At 30.4% G+C, this 1,128-nt stretch carries 1 protein-coding gene; it reads right to left on the reverse strand.

Going from position 1 to position 1,128, the window contains the following annotated elements; translation table 11 throughout:
- Window positions 1–15 precede the first annotated feature (15 nt).
- On the reverse strand, window positions 16–1,128 hold a 1,113-nt coding region (locus PL11201_RS25525), incomplete at its 5' end, for an IS630 family transposase (RefSeq protein ID WP_079678737.1).

Genomic DNA, 1,128 nt, shown 5'->3' on the forward strand with positions numbered 1-1,128 from the left:
TAAGCTGTTGTGCATTTAAACTGTGATTATAGCATTACCTTTGTTTTTAAGTTTACGTCCCCATTTAATAGATAACTGTCCCTCATTTAAAAGCTGATGCAATAAACACTCTAGCTCATCAACTGATTTAAAGAGTCGATTAGCAATATATTCTTTAGCTGAATGCCAGACCAATTCAATTAAATTATAATCTGGACTATATTCTGGAAGAAATTCTAAATAGATATTCGGCATTTCTGCTTTGATTTTTTCTAGGTATTCTTCTTTTTTGTGAAAACTTGCATTATCAAGAATAATGACAATCTTGGCTCCTTTTTCTACAAATTCTTCTGCTTGATTTCCCGCTAATACCCACTCATGAATTAGCTCTTGATAAAAACTTTTTAACACTTGATAAAAATTATTTGCATTCCCTTTATCCAGAAATTCTACAAATCTTTTTTTGTCCGAGTACCTCAATCCTCCCATAACATTAACTTTTCCTTTTCTTCTGTCTCCTCTAATCTTTCTCCTCTTTCCTTTTTTACACCAGTTCTTTCTTTTTATTACTCTTAAATTAAATCCACTTTCATCCCAAAACCATACCTGTAATTGTTCTGGACTTTCTTTTGTTATTTTTAAATACTCTTCTATTTTATTTTTAAATAATTTCCTTTTTTCTGGATCTCTTTTCTCTTCCAAGCTATACTTTGCCCACAAGTAAACATACTTTTTTTTCTTTAATATCCTTCTCACTTGTGAACCACTTAATTTTATTTCTGTGATTTGTTCTAAATAAGTTGCCAATCTTTCTCCTGTCCATCTCCCAAATTCATATCCTAATTCTTCCGGTTCTTTTTCTACAGTTTCTAATAATATCTCTATATATTTATCTGTGGCTTTTCTATAATTTCCTTTCATTCTTTCATCTTTTAGGCTTTCTAACTTGTCCGGATCTCCATGTACACACCAATAACATACTTTATTTATTGAACATCCCAAAAAATTGGCAATTTCACTTTGTTTTTTACCATCATTTAGCAATAGTAGAATCAAGATTCTTTCTCTAATTTGTCCATTTTCTTCCTCTTTCAATCTTTTCTGTAGTTTCTCTACTTGCTTTTCATTTAAGTGATTTTTAGCAGGCAT

Origin of the sequence: Planktothrix sp. PCC 11201, from assembly GCF_900009135.1 — a bacterium.
Taxonomy (GTDB): domain Bacteria; phylum Cyanobacteriota; class Cyanobacteriia; order Cyanobacteriales; family Microcoleaceae; genus Planktothrix.